Annotated in this window: 5 protein-coding genes; 3 read left to right on the top strand and 2 right to left on the bottom strand. The window is 71.3% G+C overall.

Annotated elements, in window-relative coordinates; translation table 11 throughout:
• Nucleotides 1-207 precede the first annotated feature (207 nt).
• Nucleotides 208-777 (top strand): GNAT family N-acetyltransferase, encoded by a 570-nt coding sequence (locus NBZ85_RS29415; protein ID WP_261560520.1) that lies wholly within the window; start codon nt 208-210, stop codon nt 775-777.
• A gap of 50 nt (nt 778-827) precedes the next feature.
• On the opposite strand, the gene NBZ85_RS29410 is transcribed toward NBZ85_RS29415, so the two are convergent.
• The gene (locus tag NBZ85_RS29410; RefSeq protein WP_009742557.1) at nt 828-1,265 is read right to left on the bottom strand and encodes an SsgA family sporulation/cell division regulator; all 438 of its coding nucleotides are present in this window, start codon (nt 1,263-1,265) and stop codon (nt 828-830) included.
• Between the two features lie 206 nt (nt 1,266-1,471).
• Nucleotides 1,472-1,672: a hypothetical protein gene (locus NBZ85_RS29405; RefSeq protein WP_261560521.1), complete on the bottom strand. Its 201-nt coding sequence runs from the start codon at nt 1,670-1,672 to the stop codon at nt 1,472-1,474.
• Nucleotides 1,673-1,920: 248 nt separating this feature from the next.
• Between NBZ85_RS29405 and NBZ85_RS29400 the strand changes: the two genes are divergently transcribed.
• A complete protein-coding gene (locus tag NBZ85_RS29400) occupies nt 1,921-2,835 on the top strand; it encodes a mechanosensitive ion channel family protein (protein ID WP_261560522.1) in 915 nt (304 codons plus the stop codon).
• 31 nt (nt 2,836-2,866) lie between these two features.
• The coding region (locus tag NBZ85_RS29395; protein ID WP_261560523.1) for an Rv3103c transmembrane domain-containing protein at nt 2,867-3,189 on the top strand (323 nt) is incomplete at its 3' end.

The following is a 3,189-nucleotide window of genomic DNA, read 5'->3' as shown; positions in this document are numbered from 1 at the left end:
GCTACGGACCTCGCCGGTCCTCGGAACATGTGGCGAGATGCTGGAGGTTGTTGACCGTTGCCGAGCCCCGGACGGTCATCAACCTCCAGCAAGTCCGCATCAACGGCCGCGGCTCACCCGCACGCGCCTCGCCAGCCAGTCAGCTGGCTGGCTGGCTGGCCGGCCGGCCGGCCGCGCATGATCCATGCGGCTGGGAGGATGGCGGTCATGCCCGACACCGGATCACGCCCCGTTCCCGATCCACGCCGCACAGTCGCAGCGCTTCCGGCTTCGCCGCCGGCCGACGGGATCGTCCTGGCAACTGCCCACGACGAGGACGCGGACCAGATCGTCAAGCTGCAGTATCTCTGCTACCAGTCCGAGGCCGAGCTGTACGGCGACCACTCCATCGCGCCGCTGATGGAGACTGTCGCCGAGCTGCGCGGCATCCTCGCCGCAGGCGGTGACGGGCGGAGCGACGGCGCGACGGTCGTCCTCGTCGCGCGGCGCGGCTGGGAGGTGGTGGCGGCGGTGCGCGGGCGGCTCGACGCCGACATCTGCCAGGTCGGCCGGCTCGTCACCCATCCGCGGCTGCGCCGCCGGGGGCTCGCCAGCCGGCTGCTCGCCGAGATCGAACTCCGCCACCCGACCGCCGCGTGCTTCGAGCTGTTCACAGGTGCCCGCAGCGTCGACAACATCCGCCTCTACACCCGCTGCGGGTACCGGGAGACCGGGCGGGCCACCAAGGGCGGCATCGAGATGATGTTCCTCGCGAAGCAGGCCGGGGCGCCTGCCTGAGCGGGCGGACCGCCAGTGGCTCGGACCGCCAGGCGCGAGTGCTCAGAGCCTCAGGGGTTGCGGGTGCGCAGAAGGGTGCGCAGCTCCGCGTTCCAGTCGATGCCCTCGCTCTCCCGGCCCGCCGGCACCTTCTCCTCGATCTCCGCGAGGAACCGGGTGACGATCGAGCGGGGCAGTTCGAGGTCGGCGTGCCCGGACGGGCTGGACAGGGAGACGGTGACGACCGCTCGCCCCTCCGACCGGGTCGGCCGGATACGCACGTCGCCGGTGCCGGTGGGGCCCTGCGTCCCCTCCGCGAGCAGTGTGCGCGCGAAAATCCAGGTGATGGACTCCCGGCCGGGGCGCAGGATCAACTCCACCGCGAATGGATCTGCCGGGTCGTAACGCAGGGTGCCTGCCACGGAGGCGCGCGCACCGTCCTCCGTGACGAAGTCGGCGGACAGATCGCGCACCACGACATGCGCGGGCGTCGAACTGTGACGGAGCATCGCTGCCTCCCAACACGGTCGGATCCGACCCTGTTAGCATCGCTCCCGCCACGCTCCGAATAGGCCGCCCGAAGGCCCCTGTGTACAGGCGGAACAACCCCACGACCACGGGCCGATCAGCACGAGCGCCCGCGAGCGCCGGTGGGCCCGCGAGCGCCGGTGGGCCCGCGAGCGCTCAGACCCGCGAGCGCTCAGACCCGCGGACGTCAGCCCCAGGTGGTCAGGTTGCGGCTGAGTCCGCCGACCGGCGCCCCGATCACCTCACGGTTGATCCCCCGGGTGTCCAGGACGAGGGCGCCGGACGGTCGGATCCGACCGAGCTTGCTGTCGATGTCGCCGTTGGGCGGATCGCCGTCACGGTCGTAGGGCCCCGGTGCCGGCCCGCGACGACCAGGGGGAGCACCCACGGGATAGTCCGATCCGTCATCGGCGGCGGATCGGACTCGGCCTCGACCGAACCTTCCGAGCATCTCGACCGCCCCCTCCACCAGGCAACCCGCTCAGGATCCCCGATCTCCCGACCGATGTCGACGCGGCCCGAAACCACACCGGGGCCGATAGGGGCCCCCGCGACCTCGATCCGGTGTGTACCCGTTGGTTGGACCGAGGGTAGGTTCGGGTGGGTGAGCGGAGTTCGACAGCCCTATTGGACCGCATGATCAGCGCAGCCGGCACGTCCACGACCGTGATCACCGCGTCCGCCCCGCTGAGCGACATCGGGCACTGGGCCCGCGGCAGCGGCCTGGAGGTCGTGCTGCTGGTGACGGGGGCGGTGCTGCTCACCCGGTTGGCAACCTGGCTCGGCGACCGCGTCACCAGCCGGATCGACGTGCCCGCCACCGGGACGGACCGGGTGGTGCGCACGGAGGCGGCCAAGCACCGGCACGCCGTCGCCCAGGTCGTCACCTGGGTCGTACTGGTCATCGTCTACTGCCTGACGGCGGTGCTGGTGCTGCAGCGCTTCGGCGTCCCCCTGACCGGCTTCGTCGCGCCGGCGACGATCGTCGGTGTCGCCCTCGGCTTCGGTGCGCAGCGGGTCGTGCAGGACATCCTCGCCGGGTTCTTCATCATCGCCGAGCGCCAGTACGGCTTCGGCGACCTGGTTCGCCTGCTCGTCGCCGGCGGGCCGCCGACCGGGTCGACCGGCACGGTGGAAGAGGTCACGCTGCGCATCACCCGGATCCGGACGACCAGCGGCGAGGTGGTCACCACGTCCAACGGGCAGATCGTCCAGGTGATCAACCTGTCCCGGGACTGGGCCCGCGCGATCGTCGACGTGCCCATCTCGGCGACCGCGGATCTCACCACCGTCAGCGACCTACTCAACCGGGTCGGCGCCGAGGCCTATGCGGACGAGACCCTGCACACCCTGCTCCTCGACGCCCCGACCGTGATGGGCGTGGAGAGCATGGACCTCGACGAGTTCAAGATCAGAGTGGTGGCCCGCACCCAGCCAGGTCGGCAGTTCGAGGTGGGCCGGACGCTGCGGGCGCGCATCGGCACCGCCCTGCTGCGGGAGGGCATCATCGTGCCCACGGATCTCGACACCGCCGCTCCCACCTCCTCGTGACCGGCCCCGACCCGACCAGGCGGTCCCGCGCTTGACATCACTGTCCTCACTGCGACCGGTCCAGTTCCTGCACTCGGTCCACATGCGCCGCTCCACCATGGCCCTGGTGGTGTTCTTCCTGCTGACGGTGGCGCTGTACCTGCTGGTTCGCCCGACGCCCGAGCGCGTCGCGCAGACCCGCCGCGCGGCGCAGACCGAGCAGTCGACCGTGGGTGACGGGCCGCCAGAAAACTCCACGAAGCCCACATACACGCAACGGCACGCCACCGCGGCACCCACCGCCACCGCTGCGCCCACGCCGACTTCGACGCCGAGCGCCACCCCCGATCCATCGGCCACGGCGACCCCCACCAC

The organism is Frankia tisae (assembly GCF_025403405.1).
GTDB lineage: Bacteria > Actinomycetota > Actinomycetes > Frankiales > Frankiaceae > Frankia > Frankia tisai.
Note: the sequence above shows the minus strand (reverse complement) of the source record. Positions and strands in the feature narration are given on the sequence as shown.